Source organism: Streptomyces sp. P9-2B-2 (assembly GCF_030406865.1).
GTDB classification, from domain to species: Bacteria; Actinomycetota; Actinomycetes; order Streptomycetales; family Streptomycetaceae; genus Streptomyces; species Streptomyces platensis.
This window is the reverse complement of record NZ_CP129126.1, coordinates 130,346-149,678: the sequence shown is the minus strand read 5'-3', so window position 1 is coordinate 149,678 and position 19,333 is coordinate 130,346. Positions and strand designations below refer to the sequence as shown.

Annotated in this window: 18 protein-coding genes; 10 read left to right on the top strand and 8 right to left on the bottom strand. The window is 71.5% G+C overall.

What is annotated here, in order from left to right:
• Positions 1-36 precede the first annotated feature (36 nt).
• Together QT196_RS00715 and QT196_RS00710 are read right to left on the bottom strand one after the other, a co-directional pair.
• Positions 37-1,329, bottom strand: coding sequence for a cytochrome P450 (locus tag QT196_RS00715; protein WP_266738792.1), 1,293 nt, complete (start codon positions 1,327-1,329; stop codon positions 37-39).
• Positions 1,326-2,114, bottom strand: coding sequence for an alpha/beta hydrolase (locus QT196_RS00710; RefSeq protein ID WP_168476443.1), 789 nt, complete (start codon positions 2,112-2,114; stop codon positions 1,326-1,328). Before QT196_RS00710 ends, QT196_RS00715 begins: the two co-directional genes overlap by 4 nt.
• A gap of 272 nt (positions 2,115-2,386) precedes the next feature.
• Between QT196_RS00710 and QT196_RS00705 the strand changes: the two genes are divergently transcribed.
• The gene (locus QT196_RS00705) at positions 2,387-3,124 is read left to right on the top strand and encodes a hypothetical protein (RefSeq protein WP_266738791.1); all 738 of its coding nucleotides are present in this window, start codon (positions 2,387-2,389) and stop codon (positions 3,122-3,124) included.
• Between the two features lie 38 nt (positions 3,125-3,162).
• Here the strand turns inward: QT196_RS00705 and QT196_RS00700 are convergent, their stop codons facing one another.
• Both QT196_RS00700 and QT196_RS00695 read right to left on the bottom strand, forming a co-directional pair.
• Complete coding sequence (locus tag QT196_RS00700) at positions 3,163-4,386, bottom strand: RNA polymerase sigma factor (RefSeq protein WP_290354096.1); 1,224 nt, start codon at positions 4,384-4,386, stop codon at positions 3,163-3,165.
• Positions 4,387-4,394: 8 nt separating this feature from the next.
• Positions 4,395-4,748: a YciI family protein gene (locus tag QT196_RS00695; protein WP_290354095.1), complete on the bottom strand. Its 354-nt coding sequence runs from the start codon at positions 4,746-4,748 to the stop codon at positions 4,395-4,397.
• 559 nt (positions 4,749-5,307) lie between these two features.
• On the opposite strand from QT196_RS00695, the gene QT196_RS00690 reads away from it, so the two are divergent.
• Positions 5,308-6,372 (top strand): AI-2E family transporter, encoded by a 1,065-nt coding sequence (locus tag QT196_RS00690; protein ID WP_290354094.1) that lies wholly within the window; start codon positions 5,308-5,310, stop codon positions 6,370-6,372.
• Here the strand turns inward: QT196_RS00690 and QT196_RS00685 are convergent.
• The 3 genes from QT196_RS00685 to QT196_RS00675 form a co-directional block, all read right to left on the bottom strand.
• Positions 6,343-7,587, bottom strand: a complete 1,245-nt coding sequence (locus QT196_RS00685) for an MAB_1171c family putative transporter (RefSeq protein ID WP_290354093.1) — start codon at positions 7,585-7,587, stop codon at positions 6,343-6,345. The genes QT196_RS00690 and QT196_RS00685 overlap by 30 nt on opposite strands.
• Before the next feature lie 3 nt (positions 7,588-7,590).
• Positions 7,591-8,163: an ImmA/IrrE family metallo-endopeptidase gene (locus QT196_RS00680; protein WP_290354092.1), complete on the bottom strand. Its 573-nt coding sequence runs from the start codon at positions 8,161-8,163 to the stop codon at positions 7,591-7,593.
• A gap of 64 nt (positions 8,164-8,227) precedes the next feature.
• Positions 8,228-8,692: a helix-turn-helix domain-containing protein gene (locus QT196_RS00675; protein ID WP_085924140.1), complete on the bottom strand. Its 465-nt coding sequence runs from the start codon at positions 8,690-8,692 to the stop codon at positions 8,228-8,230.
• Between the two features lie 334 nt (positions 8,693-9,026).
• Here QT196_RS00675 and QT196_RS00670 point away from each other — a divergent pair, with 334 nt between their 5' ends.
• From QT196_RS00670 to QT196_RS00635, 8 genes are all read left to right on the top strand, one after another.
• Positions 9,027-10,121: a ParB N-terminal domain-containing protein gene (locus QT196_RS00670; protein WP_266738786.1), complete on the top strand. Its 1,095-nt coding sequence runs from the start codon at positions 9,027-9,029 to the stop codon at positions 10,119-10,121.
• Positions 10,122-10,183: 62 nt separating this feature from the next.
• Complete coding sequence (locus QT196_RS00665) at positions 10,184-12,220, top strand: PhoX family phosphatase (protein WP_266738785.1); 2,037 nt, start codon at positions 10,184-10,186, stop codon at positions 12,218-12,220.
• Between the two features lie 153 nt (positions 12,221-12,373).
• On the top strand, positions 12,374-13,126 hold the full coding sequence (locus tag QT196_RS00660; protein ID WP_266738784.1) for a class I SAM-dependent methyltransferase: 753 nt from the start codon (positions 12,374-12,376) through the stop codon (positions 13,124-13,126).
• Positions 13,127-13,128: 2 nt separating this feature from the next.
• On the top strand, positions 13,129-13,773 hold the full coding sequence (locus QT196_RS00655; RefSeq protein ID WP_266738783.1) for a bifunctional 4-hydroxy-2-oxoglutarate aldolase/2-dehydro-3-deoxy-phosphogluconate aldolase: 645 nt from the start codon (positions 13,129-13,131) through the stop codon (positions 13,771-13,773).
• 97 nt (positions 13,774-13,870) lie between these two features.
• The gene (locus tag QT196_RS00650; RefSeq protein ID WP_266738782.1) at positions 13,871-15,121 is read left to right on the top strand and encodes an aminotransferase class III-fold pyridoxal phosphate-dependent enzyme; all 1,251 of its coding nucleotides are present in this window, start codon (positions 13,871-13,873) and stop codon (positions 15,119-15,121) included.
• A complete protein-coding gene (locus tag QT196_RS00645; RefSeq protein WP_266738781.1) occupies positions 15,118-16,449 on the top strand; it encodes an aminotransferase class III-fold pyridoxal phosphate-dependent enzyme in 1,332 nt (443 codons plus the stop codon). Before QT196_RS00650 ends, QT196_RS00645 begins: the two co-directional genes overlap by 4 nt.
• Complete coding sequence (locus QT196_RS00640) at positions 16,446-17,267, top strand: inositol monophosphatase family protein (RefSeq protein WP_266738780.1); 822 nt, start codon at positions 16,446-16,448, stop codon at positions 17,265-17,267. The genes QT196_RS00645 and QT196_RS00640 overlap by 4 nt, the downstream gene beginning before the upstream one ends.
• A complete protein-coding gene (locus QT196_RS00635; protein ID WP_290354091.1) occupies positions 17,264-18,307 on the top strand; it encodes a Gfo/Idh/MocA family oxidoreductase in 1,044 nt (347 codons plus the stop codon). The genes QT196_RS00640 and QT196_RS00635 overlap by 4 nt, the downstream gene beginning before the upstream one ends.
• 72 nt (positions 18,308-18,379) lie before the next feature.
• Here QT196_RS00635 and QT196_RS00630 read toward each other — a convergent pair whose 3' ends face one another.
• A complete protein-coding gene (locus QT196_RS00630; RefSeq protein WP_290354090.1) occupies positions 18,380-19,318 on the bottom strand; it encodes a hypothetical protein in 939 nt (312 codons plus the stop codon).
• Between the last annotated feature and the right edge of the window lie 15 nt (positions 19,319-19,333).

Genomic DNA, 19,333 nt, shown 5'->3' with positions numbered 1-19,333 from the left:
AGCCGCACCACCGGCTCCCCTCCCGGCCCGCGCGGCCTACTCCCCGCCGGGAACGTCCACCAGCCGCAGCGGCAGCGACTTCAGCCCGTGAATGAAGTTCGACACCAGTCGCTGCGGCGGCCCGGCGACCGACAGGGCGGGCAGCAGACGGCAGGTCTCCTCATACAGCACCCGTAGTTGCAGCCGGGCGAGATGCGCGCCCAGACAGACATGCGGCCCGTCGCCGAAAGAGACATGGGGATTGGCGGACCGGGCCAGGTCCAGGCGGTACGGGTCGGCGAAGACCCGCTCGTCGTAATTCGCCGAACCGTGGAAGACCACCACCTTGTCGCCGGCGCGAAGCGTGCGGCCGGCCAGTTCGGTGTCGTGGGCCGCGGTACGGCGGAAGCTGAGCACCGGCGGATGCCAGCGCAGCAGCTCCTCCACGGCCGTCGCCGTCCCCACGGCGCCCGCGCGCAGCCGGCGGTACGCGTCCGGGTGCCGGGCCAGTGCCAGCAGTCCGCCGGGGGCCGCGCTGCGCACGGTGTCATTGCCCGCGATGGTCAGCAGAAAGAAGAACATCTCCAGCTCGGGCGTGGCCAGTTCCGGGTCCGAGGCGAGCACCGTCATCACATCGTCGCCCGGACACCGGCGCTTGTGGGCGGCCAGTTCCCGTGCGAAGCCGAACATGTCCTGGAGCAGCGCCGGGGAGCGCGGGTTGGCGGGCCGCCCGTCCGGGCCGGAGGCGGGCGGACCGGCCTCGTCCGGGTCCTGGTAGCCGATGACGCGCCGGGTCCAGTCCAGGAGCAGCCCGCGCTCAGTGGCCGGCACCCCGAGCAGATCCGCGAGGTTGAGCAGCGCGAAGTCGTCGGTGACCGTGGTGACGAGGTCACCCACCCCGTCCCCGGCGCGCGCCGCGCCGACCGCCGCCGTCAGCAGCGCACGGGCCCGCTCGCGTATGACGCTGCCGAAGCGGTCGATCCGGCGAGGGGTGAACGCGCGGCTGACCGCACGGCGCAGCCGCCCATGATCCGGGGGATCCTGATTGAGCATCATGCGGCGGATGAACGGCAGATCGGCGGGGTCGGGATCGCGGATCTGGGTGGCGCCCAGGTGCGAGGAGAAGGTGCGGGCGTCCTTCAGGACCCGTACGACGTCCTGGTGGCGGGTGACCGCCCAGAAGCCCGGACCGGCCGGCCAGCCGAGCACCTCGGGCTCCTCCTGCCAGGCCACCGGATACCGATCACGCAAGAGCCGGTACGCCGCGTGCGGCAGTCCGTCGGCATAGCCGCGCGGATCGAAGACGTCCGGCACCTCCCGGTCCGCGGCGTCGGCTGCGGATACGGTCATCCCGCCGCCGCTCCGTCGTCGTCGGCGCGCAGGAAGTCCTCCACCGCCCGGATCAGTTCCAGCGGGGTCTCGTCCATGGCGTAGTGCCCTGCCGAGGGCAGCTCGACCAGCTCACTGCGGGTGTACCACCGCAGCCAGGTCTGCCGGGTCAGCTCCGCGTTGAGCGCGGGATCCAGCGTGCCGGTCACCGCCAGCGCGGGCACCGCCGACCCCTCGACCTCCGCGGCGAATCCCTCCCCGGACCAGGAATCCAGCCAGGAACGGAACGCCTTCGGATCGCTGCACTCCAGCGACCGCCGCACCATCCGGTCCAGCCAGGCGGCCGGCCGCTGCCCGCCCGTGGTGAGGTCGAGAATGGCCCGCCGGTTCCCCGGAGTGTGGGCAGCGGAGGAGAACAGCTCCCACTGCTCCGGCGGCAGCGGCAGACCGGAGGCGGGGACCGGCGAGATGCCGACCATCCGGCGCACCCGGCGCGGCGCCGCGGCCAGCACCCGTTGGACGACGCTCGCGCCCATCGAATGGCCGATCACCGAGAACCGCTCCCAGCCCAGCCGGTTGGCGAGCGCCAGCACATCCGCCGCCCCCTCACCGGTGGTGTACGCGCCGTCCGCGTCCTTCGCCTCGCCGTAGCCACGGAGATCGACCAGTGCGTACTGGAACGTGTCCTGGTCCAGATCCGGCCGGACCGGATCGAAGGCGGACCGGTCGGCGAACCACCCGTGCACGGCGATGACCTTGTGCGAACCCGTGCCGTGCAAGGCATGGGGCAGTACGAAGGAAGCCACGCTCACTCCAAAGGTGTGACGGAACCTGCCGTGGAATACGGCCAAGGGGCCTTGGTGCGACCACAGTGGCCGTAACCTCCCCGCCCTGCAAGGGCGCCACGGCGCCGCCGATCCGGGGGAGCGCGCGCCGCGTGTATGTATCGGATGATCGACCGGGTATGCCACCGGCGCATTCAGGCCGGAGCGGCGCGCGCCCGGCCGGAGGGAGGAATCTGCGCCGTAAACCCCCGGTTCGCCTGTCGCGTTTTCCGTCACGGCTCGTTGTCGCTCACGTGATTCCCTGCAACAGCCCGACCTCGGGCATCAACAGCACCAAGAGACCGCAGAGCGTCAGTTGGGCCGGACGTATCGCCCTGATCGAACCCGCCCCCAGGTCGGCCCGCTACGCCCGCTATCTCGCGCCCCATTGGAAGGGCATGGCGCGCCTCGACAGCGCCAACGGCATCGGCGCCCTCCCGGCCGCGCTCCTGCTGCTGCTCACCGCGGCCCTGCTGTTCGGCGCCGGGGGAGCGGGGGCGGCCCTGGCGGTACGAGCCCTCTGCGGCGAGCCCCATCTGCTCGGATTCTGGCTGGCCTTCGACACCGCCACCGCTTTCGTCCTGGCCACCTCCTATTGGCTGGTGAGCCGCTACGGCCTGCGGTTCTACGACACCGACCCCGTCGACAACGAGATCTGGCGCCTGGTCACCGTCGCCAACACGGCCTGGCGCGCCCTGCCCCGCCCCCACCGCCGTATCCACCAGCCCCGACTGCGCGCCGCCAACACGGCCGCCCGTCTGCTGCTCACCGATCACACCGACACCCGCACCCGCCAGGCTCTGGCCGCCCACACCGAACTGCTGCGACAGCTGTCCGTCGCCGTGCTGCCGGACACCCCACCGCACGACCAGGCGGAGGAAGCCCTCACCGCCGCCCTCGCGCATCTGACGGACGAATGCCAGCACCTCCGCGACAGCGCCACCCCCACCTCACCCACGCCCCTCCCGTCGCTCACCGCCGCCCCGGCATAACGGGCCCACACCACCGGCCTCGTCACCCCCGGGCCTCGTCACTCCCGGGGAAGCCCCTCCAGACCGCGCTGGAGAAAGTGGCGTTCCGCCGTGTTGTCGGTGCGGGCGAGGGCCTTCTCGTACGCCTGGGCCGCCTCGGTGTCGCGGCCGAGGCGGCGGAGCAGATCGGCGCGGATGGCGTGGAAGACGTGATAGCGGTCGAGCGGGAGGCTGTCGACGAGGGCGAGCGCCGCCTCCGGTCCCTCGACCTCGGCCACCGCGACGGCGCGGTTCAGGGCCACGACCGGGCTCGGGTCGAGGGCGAGCAACTGGTCGTACAGCGTACGGATCTGCCACCAGTCGGTGGCGGCCGCGGTCGGTGCGTCGCTGTGGACCGCGTTGATGGCCGCCTGGACCTGATAGGGGCCGGGCTGATTGCGGCGCAGACACTGCCGGACCAGGGCCTGGCCTTCGGCGACCAGGGCACGGTCCCAGCGGCTGCGGTCCTGGTCGGCCAGCAGCACGAGATCACCGTCCGGGCCGGTACGGGCGGTCCGCCGCGATTCGGTCAGCAGCATGAGGGCGAGCAGCCCCACCGCCTCCGGCTCGTCGGGCAGCAGCTCGGTGAGGAGCCGTCCGAGCCGGATCGCCTCCCGGCAGAGGTCCTCGCGGACCAGCGACGCACCCGAGCTGGCCGTGTAGCCCTCGTTGAAGATGAGGTACACCACGGCCAATACGGCCCGCAGGCGGTCCGGGAGGTCGGCGTCGGTCGGGATGCGGAACGGAATCCGTGCATCGCGGATCTTGCCCTTGGCCCGGACGAGCCGCTGCGCCATGGTCGGCTCGGTGACCAGGAAGGCGCGGGCGATCTCCGCGGTGGTGAGCCCGCCGAGAAGCCGGAGCGTCAGCGCGACCCGGGCGGCGGGGGCGAGCGCCGGATGGCAGCAGGTGAAGATCAGACGTAGCCGGTCGTCGCGCACCGGTCCCTCCTCGGCCGGCTCGTCACCGGCGTGCAGCAGCGCGGCCTGTGCGTGCCGGTCGTCGCGGGACGCCTCCCGGCGCAGCCGGTCCACCGCGCGGTTGCGGGCGGTGGTGATGATCCATCCCGCCGGGCTCGGGGGCAGCCCCGCGGCCGGCCACCGCTCGACCGCCGTGGCGAAGGCGTCCTGGACCGCCTCCTCGGCGACGTCGATGTCACCGAAGACGCGGACCAGGACGGCGACCGCGCGCCCGTACTCCTCGCGGAACACCCGTCCGACCTCGGCCGCGGTCGCCTCCGGCATGCCGGACGTCACCCGCAGGAGCCGTGCTGAAGCGGCCTGACCTCGATGGGGAGGGTGGTGGCACGGGCGAGCTTGCGGCCCCATTTGAGGGCGGCGTCGAGGTCGGGCGCCTGGATGACGGTGAACCCGCCGATGTGCTCCTTGCCCTCGACGTAGGGGCCGTCGGTCGTGAGCACCTCGTTGTCCTTCTGCCGCACCACGGTCGCCGTGCTCGGCGGGTGCAGACCCCCGGCGAACACCCAGGCGCCGGCCGCTCTGAGCTCGGCGTTCAGGGCCTCGACGTCCCGCATGATCGGCTCCAGGACCTCCGGGCCCGGCGGCGGCCCGTCCGGCTGGTAGATGCTGAGCAGGTAGTGCGTCATGGTGGGCCTCCTCGGCCGTCGTTCCGCCGGCGCTGTGCCGGCCTCTCACCCTCTATACGAACGGCCGTGTCCCGAATCGACACCGTGCCACGACCGCTCGCAGATTTCCTGCTCCGGACTGGCCCGGACCAGCCCGGACCGGCCTGGCCCGGCCGGCTTCGCGACGGGGCAGGGCGACGGAGGACGCCACCGGCACATGCGCCGACAGCCTGCTCCATTGGGGCAATGCACGCCCGCACACGTTCGAAGACCGCTCCGCGGTGATACCACCTCTGGGTATGCGCCGAGCGTGCGCACCAGCTCGCGCGCGGCAGTCGTCCCCCTTCCGGCGCTGGTCACGGGAGGGGCGGGAGGCGGTGACGGCCAAGTGCGGAACCGATCCGGCGGGGAGCGCGAGCGTTCCCCCGACGCCCACGGGAACGGGCCGCCCCGGCGGCCCCGGGGCACCGCGCGGCGCACCGCCCGCGGGGTCCGGGCCCTGGGCGTGCGCCGGGAAAGGGGACGTGTACCGGACCGCGCCACGGGGGAGGGAGCCGAGGTCTCGCCGACACTGCGGGTCGTGGCCGGATACGCCTGGCGCCTGATCATCGTCGGGGCGGCCGCCTACGCGATCTTCGCGGCGCTGGGCCGCTTCCATCTGGTGACGCTGGCCGTCTTCCTGGCCCTGGTGCTGACCGCCCTCCTGGAGCCGGCGGTCAGTCTGCTGAGCCGCTGGATGCCACGTTCGGCGGCGGTCGCGCTCGGCCTCGTGGTCGGCATCCTGCTCCTCTTCAGCATCCTCAGCCTGATCGGCGCGACCGTCGCCGGTGAGTGGGACGGACTGCGCCGGGAGTTCGTCGGCGGCGTGCAGCGCATCGAGCGCTGGTTCGAAGGGCCACCGGTGCATCTGCGTCCGGGGACGCTCTCCGATCTCCAGTCCCGGCTCTCCCGATTCGTGACCAGCCATCGCGCCACCTTGATCAGCACCGCACTCAGCGGCGTGGGCCAGGCCGTGGCCGTCCTGACCGTGGGGGTACTGGCACTCTTCTGCTCCATTTTCTTTCTGCATTCGGGCGACCGGATGTGGGAGTGGTTCGGCGGCCAGCTACCGGTGGGCGGGCGTCACCCCGTGCACGCCGCCGGGTGTGCCGCATGGTTCACCTTCACCGGCTACACCCGCGGCATCGTGGTGGTGGCCGCCATCAACGCCGTCCTTGTAGGAGCCGGACTCTTCGCACTGGGGATCCCCCTCGCCCTTCCCCTGGCGGTGCTGGAATTCTTCGCCGCATTCATCCCACTGGTGGGCTCGCCCGTGGCGCTGGCCATCGCCGCCGTGGTGGCGCTGGCCGCGAAGGGACCGGTGGTGGCCGCCGTCGTCGTGCTGCTGATCGTGGTCATCGGACAGATCGAAGGCCATGTACTGCACCCCCTCGTAATGAGCAGAGCGGTCCGGCTGCACCCGGTGGTGGTGGCCCTCACCGTCATCTGCGGCAGCGTCACAGCGGGCGTACTCGGCGCGGTCGTCGCCGTACCGATGGTGTCGGTGGCCTGGTCCGTGTACGGCGTACTGCGGGTGTCGGCCGAGCCGGCTTCGTCGGGGGATGAAGGGGCCTTCTCACCGGGCGAGGCGGGCGCCGCGACCTGAGGCGGTCCCATGGCGGGCGGGGCCGTACCGCCGCGCGCGGGCCTCCACATGAACGAAGGCGCGGGCGACCGCGGAGAGTCGGGCCACTTCCTTCGCGAAGTCATCGTGCGGCGTATGGGGGAACGATGCCGATGACGTGGGCGGTGCCGGCGGGCCGGTCCGCCGTGCCTGTAAGGCGGTGTGCAGCAACAGCGCCTCGCCCGTCGGTGAGCCGGGCTCGACGGTCAGGTGCAGGGCCTCGGCCCGGCGGCGCACGGTGTCGGTGTCGGTGTCGGCATACGGAAGCAGGGCGAGTTGTCCGTCGCGGATCTCGATGACGGCGCGGTAGAGGCAGTAGCCGATGTCACGCGGTGGCAGGGGGCCGCGGCGGCGGAACGGCGGTGGGTCCAGTGTGATGGCGGGTACCGCTTCCGACACGGCGTGCCACAGCGGACGCAGTCGCCGGTGGTCGCGGTACTGCGCCGGCCACTGGTGCGCGGCGGACAGATGGACGCCCCAGGCCGGCAAGGTCCAGCCGACGATCTGGAGGAGCGAACCGAGATCGCCGGAGACCCAGCCGACGGGGTCGAATGCGTCCATGTCCAGGCCGATGCCGCGGCCGGCAAGGGTGGCGAGGCGACAGCCACAGTAGAGGAGGACCAGCGAGGCGCCGATGCTCATCACGATCATCCCGCGGCGCAGCCAGGAACGCCGGGCCAGTCCCACGAAGCGCAGGGAGAGCCGTAGGGCCTCGATCTGACCGGCAGCGCAGAGGGAGACGTACAGGCCCATGTGGACGGCGTAATGCGGTTCCGTCTGGTACATGACGGAGACGGTTCGGGCGCTCTCGTAGTGCTTGAGGGGGGCAAGCAGGAAGAAGAGTGTGACCACCACGATCAGTGCGGCACTGCACACGTGGATCCGGCGCCGGGACTCGGCGTGCGCCTTGTCCGGCGGGCCTGCCCAGTGGACCAGGGCCACCTGCTGGGCCGCGGTCAGCACGATCACCGCGGCCTGGGACAGGACGGTGGTGATGTTCGGGTAGTGCAGAACGCCCGAGAGGACGGTGCGGAACGGTTCGAGGTCGACGAGGAAGCTCAGAGCGGACGCGAGGAAGTAGATGCAGAGAGCCACCAGTGCGGGGTCGTTGCCGCTGCGCCGTGCGGCCGGAAGCTTGTAGCAGAACGCCATCAGCGCACTGACGCCGGTGATCCAGGCGATGACGGTGAAGAGCATGCGTCAGCCCGGCCCCCGGCCGGTCCGGCCGAGGGAGTGTTCCAGGCGCGCGAGGAGCTCGGCGGCCTCCGGGGCCGTACGCTCCGGCTGCGCCGGTGGTCTGCGCGAGGCGGCCATCAACAAGAGCGAGGCCATGGTTTCCGCCTCCCGCTCCTGATGGTCGGCATAGGTGGAGCGCGCCAGCGTGCCACGGACCAGCGCCGGGTCGAGGTCCGGGAAGAGCCGGTACAGATCGGAGCTGTCGCCGTCCAGATGTGAGCCGCGGTGGCCGTAGACGATATGGGCCAGTTCGTGAGCGATGATGTGGTGCCGATGAAGGCGGGTGGTGCGGCTCTCGTAGGCGATGACGTCCGCCGTGGCGGTGGCGAGCCAGAGCCCGTAGAGACTGCCTGCGCCGAGCTCCAGCGGGGCGAGCACGATCGGGCGGCCACGGCGCTCGCCCAGTCGTTCCGCCACCATGGGAATGGTGAATTCCGGCGGCAGGCCCAAGTCGTCGATGAAGTCCTGGCAGGCGTGGCGCAGGTGTTTGAAGTGCCGTGTTGAAAGGGCGCCGACGCGCTTGGCTGAAGGGCGCATGCTCACCGTTCCTCGCGCTGTCCGGGGTCGCTCTGGCGGCTTGTGCAAAGTTGAGCGCGGAGGCCTAAGGAGCGCTGCTGCCCGACCGGCGGTCGCGCGCCTCGTCCGGGTCCCGGGGCAGGCCCTCCAGTTCACGTACCCGCTCGATCACCTCACGGATGGACTCCAGGCTCTCCGCGGAGAGGCCGGCCGCGCGCAGCGCCACGGAGTGCACCCCGCTGTCGTGCAGCGCGGTCAACAGCCCGAGCTGCGCGTCGACTTCCGCGGTGACCCGGTCGTCGAAGAAGTAGGCCGGTGGCACGCCGAAGAGCTTTGCCAGCGCTTCGAGGTGCCGGAGTGTGGGATTGTCCCGCTGCCCTCTGCGCAGCAGCCAGATGTAGCTGCCGGAGATCGGTACGCCTGATGCGGTCAGGAGCCGCGCCGCTTCCTCGCTGTTGTACGGGCCGCGGCCGGCCGGCGAGACCGTCTCGAAGAGGTGGTTGAGCTTGTCGGCGAGCGAGCGGTCGCCCGGCGTACTCGACTTGTCCACGTGTGGCCTCCCGTTCCGGCCGTCAATCTAACCTCATCGCGGACTCCGGTCGAACGCCGCCTTGGCTGAACACGCAGGCACAGAAGGCGCGTTGACACGTCGTACACCTCTGCCTAGCGTGGCATCCTTGTGTGATCTCGACTCATGTTGGATCGACTTCCCCTGGCAATCCCTCACCAGTCGGCCGCCGGGGCCGCCCACGGGCCCGGCGCCCGCGCTCTGTTCTCCGTTGCCGTGGCCCCGGTCGGACCGCGCTGCCGACCTGGCGTGGAACGGCGCGGCAGGAAGCGGGATCAGCCGGGGTGACAGGGCAAACGGAAGGGTGTGACGGCAGTTGGAGCGGTTACCAGTCGCGGCGGACGGTGCCGGGCGCGAAGCGGGCGGCAGCGGCCGCGACGGGGGCGCGGTCAGCTTGCCGGGCCAACGGCCATGGGAAGGGCAGGAGCCCACTCTGGTCGCCCTCGCGCTGCTGCGGCCGTCCGACTCGCCCAGGACGGCAGGCGAGGACTCCCGGCATGTACAGGTGCTGGCCGAGTCCGAGACGCCCCTGCCGCCGATCCTCGTCCACCGCCATACGATGCGGGTGATCGACGGGATGCACCGGCTACGGGCCGCCGAGCTGCGCGGCGAGACGCACGCCAAGGTCCTGTTCTTCGACGGAAGCGAGCCGGACGCCTTCGTCCTCGCCGTACGGCTCAACGCCACCCACGGCCTCCCGCTCTCGCGCGCCGACCGGGCGCAGGCGGCCGACCGGGTGATCCGCAGCCACCCCCAGTGGTCGGACCGGCTCATCGCCGCGGCCACCGGACTGGCCGCGCGCACGGTCAGCGCGATCAGGAAGCGTTCAACTGAGAACGGGCGGCAGTTGAACACCCGTATCGGACGCGATGGGCGTTCCCGGCCGCTGAGCGCGGCCGAGGGGCGGCGGCGGGCCGGCGAACTGATGGCACGTCGTCCCGAGGCATCGCTGCGCGAGATCTCCGAGGCGGCCGGTATCGCCCTGGCCACCACCCGCGACGTCCGCGAACGACTCCGTCTCGGCCAGGATCCCGTCCCGCCCAAGCTGCGGGCGGCGGAACTGAAACAGACGGGTCCGAACGGCCCCGGAGCGGGCGGGGGCAGGAAGGCCGGAGCGGTCACCGTGCGCACCATGGGGCCGGCGACGGAGCCGGCGACAGCGCCCCGGTTCGAGACGCAGCCCGCCCTCGAGATCCTGCGCCGCGACCCCTCACTGCGGTTCACGGAGGTGGGCCGGCGGCTGATGTTCCTGCTGAGCCTCCACTCCATCAACGCACCGGAGTGGCAGCGATTGGTGGAAGCCGTCCCCGCCCACTGTTCGCGTTCAGTGGCGCAGGTGGCCCGCCAGTGCGCGGAAGAGTGGCTGTGGTTCGCGGACCGGATCGAGAGCAACGGGCGGATGGCGGGCTGACCCGGGCGGCGGGCCGGCCGGCCCGTGAGCGGCGCGGAAACAGGGACAAGGAGGAGCCTTCGGTGGACAGCAGGGTGGGGAAGTCGGCGGCGACCTGCCGCTTCAAGTGCGGGCAGGCATGTGCGGGCCAGGCGCCGAACGCGTCGGGCAATGTCTACTTCGGCGAGGTGCTGCGGCAGGTGGTGTCCCGCCGGTGGTCGCTGAAGGCGGGCGTCGTGACCGCCGGGGCGCTGGCCGCCGCGCCGCTGACCGGGTCACCGCGCGCGGCCGCCGCCGGAGCGGAGGCCGCCGGCCCGACGGCCCCGGGCACGGCCTTCACCCCGGTGCCGACCGGCACCGGGGACCGTGTGGTCGCCCCCGAGGGGTACCGGCACGAGGTCCTCATCCGCTGGGGCGACCCCGTCCTGCCGGACGCCCCACCCTTCGACTTCGACCGGCAGACCGCGGTCGCCCAGGCCCGCCAGTTCGGTGTCAACAACGACTATTGCGCACTGCTCCCGCTGCGCGGACGCGACCGGTGGCTGATGGTCAGCAACCACGAGTACGCCACCGAGCCACTGATGTTCGGCCACTGGGACCCGGACCGGCCCACCGAGGAGCAGGTCCGCACAGCCTGGGAGGCACACGGGCTCTCGGTGGTCCTGCTGGAGCGGGCGCCCGGTGAGGGGTTGCCGCGGGTGCGGACCGACGCGCACTGGAACCGCCGGATCACTCTCACCACCCCCTGTGAGGTGCGTGGTCCCGCTGCGGGATCCCGCTATCTGCGCACCTCCGCCGATCCGGGGGGCGTCCGGGTCCTGGGCACGATGGCCAACTGCTCGGGGGGAAAGACCCCATGGGGCACGGTGCTTTCGGGCGAGGAGAACGTCCATGTGCCGTTCGCCCACGCCGACGCCGCCCCCACCGCGCAGCAGCGGGCGGCGCTGCGACGCTACGGCTTCGCGCCGGGGCCGTCGCTGCGTAAATGGGAGCGCTACGACCGGCGGTTCGACCTCGGGCGGGAGCCCAACGAGGCCAATCGCTTCGGCTGGATCGTGGAGATCGACCCCTATGACCCGCACTCGACCCCCGTCAAACACACCGCGCTGGGGCGCTTCAAGCATGAGGCGGCCAATGTCGTCGTGGCGCCCGACGGCCGGGTCACGGCCTACATGGGGGACGACGAGCGCTTCGAGTACCTGTACAAGTTCGTCTCCGACCGCCGGATGCGGACGGGCGGTTCGGCGGCGGACCGGGAGTACAACAAGACCCTGCTGGACTCCGGCACGCTCTACGCGGCACGGTTCACCGGCGACAGCCCGGCGGAAGAGATCGACGGCTCCGGACGGCTGCCGGTGGACGGCGAGTTCGACGGATCGGGGCGCTGGCTGCCGCTCGCGCACAACGGCCACAGCTTCGTCGACGGAATGACCGCCGAAGAGGTGTATGTCTTCACCCGGCAGGCCGCGGACCGGGCCGGTGCCACCGCCATGGACCGCCCGGAGGACGTCGAGCCGCACCCGCATACCGGCCGGGTCTACGCCGCACTCACCAACAACGACTACCGGGGCGCGGCCGGTGCGCCCGCCGCGGACGAGGCCAACCCGCGCGCCGCCAATCGCGACGGGCACGTCCTGGAGCTGGAGGAACAGGGTGGTGACGCCACCGCCGAGCGGTTCCGCTGGCGGCTGATGCTGGTGTGCGGCGACCCGGCCGCTCCCGGCACCTACTACGCCGGGTACGACAAGAGCCGGGTCAGCGCCCTCTCCTGCCCGGACAACATCGCCTTCGACCGGCACGGCAACCTCTGGCTGACGACGGACAACTCCGGACGCCTGGGCAACGACGGGCTCTACGTGGTGCCCACCGAGGGGCCGGAACGCGGCAGGGTGAAGCGCTTCATGACGATCCCGGTCGGGGCCGAGGCCTGCGGACCGGTGATCGAGGACGACTTCGTGCTGCTGTCCGTGCAGCACCCCGGCGAGGTGGCGGGTGCCGATGCGCAGCACCCCGCCTCGCACTGGCCGGACGGCGGAACCAGCCGGCCGCGGGCCGCGGTCGTGGCCGTATGGCGCCCGGACGGCGGTGGCATAGGAATGGCCGGTCCTTCCGGGGCGTAACACATACGGTTCAGGAATCCTGGCCTGCGGTTTTCGGGGTGCATTCTTTCTTCCTTCCCCCGGGTGAAGTGCGGCGCATATAGTCGCCCTCGTGCAATATCCGGGTCCCCTTGGGGCGGTACGGAGTATTCGCCCCGGACGTAGGCAGGTGGCGTGCAGCAATCCGTCAATTTCTCTCCGGCAGCGGATTTCTACGACAAGACGCGAGGAGGTGAACAGCGTGGGCGCCGTATCGCTCCGGCAATTGCGGAGCGCACCGATCCGGGCAAGCTCCTCCTCGATGCGGGGATGGGCACCGGCGTGGTGGCCCTCGCACTGAAGGAAAGTGGCCGCTCCGTGGTGGGGATCGATCTCTCCCACGCGATGCTCACCAAAGCGGTCGCCCGGATCGGGCCCGCGGTGGCCAATGCCTCGCTCACCCAACTTCCCTTCGGTGACGCGACCTTCGACCAGGCATACAGCGTCTGGGTGCTGCATGTCGTCGGGGATCAGCGCCGGGGCCTCGCCGAGGTCGCCCGGGTGCTCCGGCCGGGCGGGCGTTATGTCGTCGTCCCCGGCATGATCCTCTTCGACGACCAGCCGGTCAGCCGCATCATGGAGGAGATCCAGCGGCGCACCTCCGAGGCCGACGACCGGGCCGAGAAGATCGTCCCGATCGCCGAACAGGTGGGCCTGAAGGCGGTGGAGGTCGGGGAGCTGGAGGCGGCGGTGCACGAGCACACCCCTGCCCAGATCGCCGACGGTCTCGAACAGCGCATGCTCTTCCACCTCTGGGCGGTCGACGACGCCGTCTTCGACGAGAAGGTGGCCCCCTTGGTGCAGGAGCTGCGGGCGCTGCCCGAGCCGGATGCCCCGGTCGTCCGCCGCACCCGCCGGCAGGTCGTCGTCTTCGAGAAGCAGGGGTGACCATGGCGGACGAACCCCTCGACCTCGCGGCCGAGTTGGCCGGCACCCGCCTGATCGCGATGATTACTGAACCGGACGCGCCCGGTGTTCCGGACGTGGTACGGGAGTTGGGCGCCGCCGGGCTGCGTGCGGTGGAGCTCACCCTCACCACCCCCACGGCGTTGGATGCCGTGGCCGGCGTCGTCGCCACCGGTGCCACCCTCGTGGGGGCCGGCACCGTGCGGGACCGCGCCACCGCCCGCGCGGCGGTGGAGGCCGGCGCCCACTACCTGCTGACCCCGGGGGTCCTCCCCGAAGTCCTCGACGAGGCTGGGCGGCTGGGCGTGCCCGTGGTCTGCGGAGCCTTTACCACCACCGAGGTCATGGACGCGTGGCGGCTGGGCGCCGCGCTGGTCAAGCTCTTTCCGGCCCGGCTGGGTGGTCCCGAGTACACCGCCTCGCTGTGCATGGCCTTCCCTGATATCCCGATCGTGCCCACGGGCGGGATCACCGCGGCGGACCTGCCCGATCACTTCCGGGCGGGCGCCCACGCGGCTGCGCTGGGCCGGCCGCTGATCGGCGACGCCCTGCACAGCGGGGACCTGGCCGAGGTGCGGACCCGCACCGCCGAACTGCTGGACGCCGTCAGGGCGGTACGCGCCCGCTGAGGCCGTCGGACGCGCCCGAGGCCGCGCGACGGGCTTGCCCGAGGGCGCCCGCCCGTCGCCACCGCCGGCTCTCAATTTCTCCGAGAGAGGAATTCCCGTGTTACTGGACCGCTCGTTCGAGCTTGCCCGGAAAGCTGAAGAAATCGATGCGCTGGCCGCCAAGCGAAAGAATGTCATCGCCTCCGACCAGATGATCGAGGGGGAGTACCCCATATTCGTCGACCGGACCAGCGGCGCATACTTCTGGGACGTTGACGGAAACCGCTATCTCGATTTCTTCCTGTCGTATGGGACCGTCGTACTGGGCCATGCCGACCGGGATGTCGACGACCAGGTCATCGCCGAGATCCGGAAAGGATTCGCCACCGGGCTGAGCAAGCCCGTGCAGACCGAACTCGTCAGCGAACTCCTCGAGGTGATCCCGGGCGCCGAAATGGCGATGCTGATGAAGACCGGATCCGACGCCACCGGCGCCGCGGTGCGCCTGTCGCGCTCCTTCACCGGCCGTGACCGCGTCGCCCGCTTCGGCTACAACGGCTGGCACGACTGGTGCGCCCAGTGGGACCACGGCATCCCCCGTGCCACCCGCGACCTCGTGCACACCTTCGCCTACAATGATCTCGACTCCTTGCGCGCGCTGTTCGAGCGGCACCCGGGCGAGATCGCCTGCGTCGTCATGATGCCCTTCGAGGTGGAGCCGCCGGCCCCCGGCTTCCTCGAAGGGGTACGGGAGCTGACGCGGGCGCACGGGGCCCTGCTGGTCCTGGACGAGATGCGTTCGGGCTTCCGGATGGCCCTCGGCGGCGCCCAGGAGTACTTCGGTGTCACCGCGGACCTGGCGACCTTCAGCAAGGCGTTCGCCAACGGCTATGCGATCTCCGCACTGACCGGCCGCGCGGAGGTGCTGCGCCGCCTGGACCACGTACACATCTCGTCGACCTTCTACGCCAACTCCGACGCCATGGCCGCCGCGCTGGCGACCCTGCGGAAGTTGCGCTCGGGGCCGCACCTGGAGCGCATCCATACCCTGGGCAGCCGGCTCCAGGACGGGCTGCGCGAGCTCACCGACAAGTACGCGGCACCGGTCGAGGTGGTCGGCCATCCGCCCATGCCCTTCCTCGACTTCCGGCTCGGCAGCGAGGAGGAGAACCAGGCGGCCAAGCGGTCCTTCTACACCGAGACCATCCGGGCCGGGGTCTTCTTCCACCCCAACCACCACTGGTTCGTGTGCGCCGCCACCACCGAGGAGGACATCGACACCGCGATCGAGGCGGCGCGCGGCGGCTTCGAGGCGCTGGTACGGGACGGCTACGCCGGTGCCGTCCGCTCCGGGGAGGCCGCGCGATGACCGCTGCCGGGGAGTGGGGGCTGCGGCACCCGCGGACGGTGACCGAGGAGCACTGGGCGGCCGAACAGGAAGTGATCGGCCCCGGGCTTCAGGCCGTGATGCTCTGGTCCAAACTGTGCGTGGAGCATGCGGACGGTGCGACGCTGACCGACGTCGACGGCAATCGCGTCATCGACTTCCAGGGCGCCGGCGGGGTCAATTCGATCGGGCACGCCGAGCCGCGGTTCGTCGCCGCGATGGGGGCACAGCTCGCGGTGTCCACAGCAGGCGCCTTCGGCTCGCCCGCCCGCCTGGAGATGACCCGCGTCCTCAAGGACTTCCTGCCGCCCGAACTGGACACCGTTCAGCTCTACAGCGGCGGCACCGAGGCCGTCGAGGCGGCACTGCGGCTCGCCAAGTCCGTCACCGGCAAACACGAATTCCTTTCCTTCTGGGGCGGCTTCCACGGCAAGACCATGGGCAGCCTGGCCCTGACCGCCGGTGCCCGGGCGGGCCTCGGCCCGCTGCCGCCCGGCTACTTCTCCGCGCCGTACGCCAACTGCTACCGCTGCCCGTTCAAGCTGAAGGCGCCGGAATGCGGCTTCGCCTGCGTCGAGCACGCGCGGGACGTCATCAAGGAGAACAGCACGGGGGCGATGGCCGCGATCGTCGTGGAGCCCGTCCAGGGCCGGTCGGGAAACGTCGTGCCGCCGCCCGGCTATCTCGGCGCACTGGCCTCCGTGGCCGAGGAGTTCGACGCGCTGCTGATCGCCGACGAGATGATGACGGGCTTCGGCCGGACCGGAGCCGCCTTCGCGTACCAGCACGAGGACGTCACCCCGGACGTACTCACCGTCGGCAAGGGCATGGGCGGCGGCTACCCCGTTACCGGTGTCATCGCCGCGGCATCGACCATGGCGGCGGCACCGTTCTCCGACCCGAGCGCCAGTTCCTCCAGCTTCGGTGCCTTCCCGATGGCCTGCCGGGCGGTGGCCGCCACGACGGAGATCCTCACCTCCGACAAGCTCGTCGAGCACACCGCCGACCTCGGCGAACGGCTGCTGGCCGAGCTGCGCGGCCTGGTGACCGACGCCCCGCTCGTCGGGGATGTCCGCGGTCTGGGGCTGGCCATCGGCATCGAGCTGGTCACGGACAAGGAGACCAAGGCGCCCGCCCCCAAATCCCTGGTACGGGACGTCTATCTGGCCCTGCTGCGGGCCGGGGTACTGGTGATGCTCGGTGGCAACAGCCTGCGCCTCTACCCGCCGCTGAACGCCGACCCGGAGCAGACCATGACAGCCGTGGAAATCATCCGCCAGACCCTCACCCGCTTCCCGGACGTGCCGTGAGCCGCGCTGTCCGCCGGACCGGCGTGGACCGGCACCACATGGCGGCGACGGAGGCCGCCGCGCGCGCGGCCGCGGAGCTGCTGCGCCGCCGCACCGCTCCCGGGGACGTCCGTGTCAAGGCCGGGGACGGGCTGGTGAGCGAGGCCGACACGGCGGCCGAGCGGGCGGTGCTGGAGGTGCTGCGGGAGCGCACACCGGAGTGCGGGGTACTCGCGGAGGAGGCCGGCGCCCTGCCCGGCCCCGGCCCCCGGTGGATCGTCGACCCGCTCGACGGCACGACCAACTACCTGCGCGGTCTGCCCGACTACGCGGTCGCCCTCGCGCTGGCCGAGGGCGACCGCCTGCTGCTGTGCGTCATCCACTTCCCGGAGACCGGCACCGTCTTCACGGCCGTCGCCGGGGACGGCGCCTACCGCGACGGGGTGCGAATGCGCCCGGCCGGGCCGTCCCCGGGCCGTCCGCTGGTCGGCACCGGATTTGGGACCGAGGGAGTGGTCCGCGAGGAGCAGTGCTCGGTCGCCGACCGCCTGCTGCGCGCCGGGTTCGAGATCCGTGAGCCCGGCAGTGCCTCCACAGGGCTGTGCCGGGTCGCCTGCGGGGCCTACGACGGCTATCTCGAATTCGGCATCGGCCCCTGGGACGCCGCTCCCGGCGCGCTGCTGGTGACGGAGGCCGGTGGAACGGTCAGCGGCTGGGGCGGCGGGCCGTTCGCCGTGGACGAGGGACACCTGGTCGCGGCGGCACCGGCATTCCACGACAGCTTGGTGACGGCCGGCGGGCCCTGCCCGCCCGCCGTCCGACGGAAGGAGACGGCATGAAAGTAGCGATTGTCGGATTCGGTACCGCGGGCGGGGCCCGGCTCAGCGGATACCGCTCGGTGCCCGGCGTCGAGGTGGCCGCGATAGTCGAGCCCGCCACCGAACGGCGGCGGGCGGCAGCAGAACAGCTGCCCTACGGGCGGGTGATGGCCTCCCTCGACGAACTCCTCGCCGAGGGAGGCGTCGATGTGGTGGACGTCTGCACCCCGCCCGCCTACCACGTGCCCGTGGCCCACCGGGCACTGACGGCCGGCTGCCATGTGATCTGCGAAAAGCCGGTCGCGGTCAGCCTCGCGGATGCCCAGGAGCTGATCGCGGCGGCGCGCAGCCACGAACGGCTGCTGTACCCGTCGCACAATTACGGCACCTCGCCGATGATGCGCCTGCTGCGGCAGGCAGTGGACTCCGGTATCGGACGCCTGGAGTCGGCCCGCTTCCAGATCCTGCGCGACCGGCACGCGCGGGGAGTGCACGGCTTCCGGCCCGACTGGCGGCGCTCCAGGGAACTGGCGGGCGGCGGCATCCTCCTCGACCACGGCACGCACTGCGTCTACATGGCGCTGCGCCTGTTCGGTGAACTGCCCGCCAAGATCTCCTGCACGGTGGGCCGGCCCGTGGGGTCGCCGGACGCGGTCGACGAAGAGGCCGCCGTGCGCATGGACTTCGGTTCCGCCGTGTGCGACATCGAACTGAGCTGGCGGGCCGGACTGCGGGCCAACCATTACTCGGTCACCGGTACGGACGGCTTCCTGCGGATCGACGACGACCGGGTGACCGCCGAGGGGCCCGACGGGCCCCAGGTCCTGGACCTGGCCTCACCCAGCCGTGACCAGACCCATCTCGACTGGTTCCCGCCGATGTTCGCCGACTTCCGTCAGACGCTGGCGGACCCCGGGCGGTGGCATGTGCCCGCTGACGAGATCGCCGGCACCGCACGTGTCATCGAGACGGCGTACCGCTCGGCCGCGGTCGGTGGCGCACCCCTGGCACTGGTCGGCGACGACACCAGGCCAGGTGTGCACACCGTGTCTCCCGTGTGAGGACGGCCGGGCGCCGGAGCGCCCTTCCGGTCCGGGGCGGCGCACCGGCCGCCGCCCCGGACCACGGGAGCGCTATCCCGCGTCGGCCGTCGTGCCCCCGTCCAGTGCCCGGGAGAGCAGATCCCGTTCCTCGACCAGGTTGTCGTAGGTCGTCGCGCGTTCATGGGAGGCGAAGTAGTGGCAGATCACCCGGTCGTCGATGCGCGGCAGCCACTCCAGCCGGCCGGAGCGGTAGGGCTCGCCCAGTCCCGCCACCCGCGCCTCGCCCGCCTTTCCGCCGAGCAGCGAGTACGACATCTGCGTCACATAGCGCGGCGCGAACCGGATCTCCGGCGGCAGCCGGGTGAGCATCTCTTCCAAGTACGCCGGGTCGAAGAACCCGGCCACGTCGGCGCAGGCGAAGCCGCAGCACATGTACGGCACATACGGTACCCCGGGGAGCCGGTCGGCTATCCAGTGCACGCCCTGCGGTTCCCAGCCCTCCTCGGGCGAGTAGAGGAATGTGGCCCGCTCCGCCGACGGCGCCGCGGCCCAGCGCACCAGCCGGTCGGGACGGGCGAGGAACACCACATCGCTGTCCATGCTCACCACCGAGCGGCTCCGGCTGAGCAGGAAGTAGTCGACGAGCTGGAGGATGCGCACATTGCCCCGGCGGACGGCTGCGAGCTGCGGATAGCCGGCGAGCAGCGGCTCGATCCGCTCGTCCGCCTCCCGGCGTCCGATGACGCGCAGCCCGGGCACATGCCGCAGCAGCCGGGACCGGTCGCGCGCGGTGAGCGTGCCGTCGTCGTGCACCACCGGGCTGACCTCGGGCCAGTGCCGGGCGAGGGACTTGGCCGCGAAGAGATAGAGCGGCACATGGTCGGAGGAGACCAGGGTGTGCACCTCCGTGTCGCTGCCACCGGTGAACGAGGCCGCGGGGGCGGTCAGCAGCTGACGGGTGAGCGCGGCTGCGGCCCGGTTGCCGAAAGCCGTGCCGCCGGTGGGCGTGAGGTCGTGGTGCTGGCTCATGTGGCTCTCCCTAAC

What these genes read in the sequence shown, in the direction of transcription:
- QT196_RS00715 (WP_266738792.1), bottom strand. Translation starts at nt 1,329, where the DNA reads ATGACCGTATCCGCAGCCGACGCCGCGGACCGGGAGGTGCCGGACGTC.
- QT196_RS00700 (WP_290354096.1), bottom strand. Translation starts at nt 4,386, where the DNA reads ATGCCGGAGGCGACCGCGGCCGAGGTCGGACGGGTGTTCCGCGAGGAG.
- QT196_RS00695 (WP_290354095.1), bottom strand. Translation starts at nt 4,748, where the DNA reads ATGACGCACTACCTGCTCAGCATCTACCAGCCGGACGGGCCGCCGCCG.
- QT196_RS00685 (WP_290354093.1), bottom strand. Translation starts at nt 7,587, where the DNA reads ATGCTCTTCACCGTCATCGCCTGGATCACCGGCGTCAGTGCGCTGATG.
- QT196_RS00680 (WP_290354092.1), bottom strand. Translation starts at nt 8,163, where the DNA reads ATGCGCCCTTCAGCCAAGCGCGTCGGCGCCCTTTCAACACGGCACTTC.
- QT196_RS00655 (WP_266738783.1), top strand. Translation starts at nt 13,129, where the DNA reads ATGGCGGACGAACCCCTCGACCTCGCGGCCGAGTTGGCCGGCACCCGC.
- QT196_RS00645 (WP_266738781.1), top strand. Translation starts at nt 15,118, where the DNA reads ATGACCGCTGCCGGGGAGTGGGGGCTGCGGCACCCGCGGACGGTGACC.
- QT196_RS00635 (WP_290354091.1), top strand. Translation starts at nt 17,264, where the DNA reads ATGAAAGTAGCGATTGTCGGATTCGGTACCGCGGGCGGGGCCCGGCTC.
- QT196_RS00630 (WP_290354090.1), bottom strand. Translation starts at nt 19,318, where the DNA reads ATGAGCCAGCACCACGACCTCACGCCCACCGGCGGCACGGCTTTCGGC.